This window comes from Bacillus sp. SIMBA_154 (genome assembly GCF_046536015.1).
GTDB lineage: Bacteria > Bacillota > Bacilli > Bacillales > Bacillaceae > Bacillus > Bacillus pumilus_P.
In genome coordinates, this window is sequence record NZ_JAWJBV010000545.1 from 1 (window position 1) to 244 (window position 244).

The 244-nt window shown below is 34.4% G+C and carries 1 protein-coding gene; it reads left to right on the top strand.

Annotated features, from left to right (window positions below):
• The coding region (locus tag R0K30_RS23105) for a GNAT family N-acetyltransferase (protein ID WP_410613322.1) at positions 1-244 on the top strand (244 nt) is incomplete at both ends.

Genomic DNA, 244 nt, shown 5'->3' on the forward strand with positions numbered 1-244 from the left:
CATAGGCATGTTTAAAACTATAAAATTACCCCGTGTAACTCTTCGTTTAATTACTCACAAACATGGCGCAGCGCTATTAAATATTTTGAATAATCCCCTTGTTTATGAATTTAATGATTATAAAGCGCCGCTAAATAAAGAGCATATTAAGCAGTTAATTCAAGATGATATATCGAGTTATTACCAAGGTGAAGGTGTTCGGCTTGCGATTGAACATAATATATCAGGCGACCTCATTGGTACT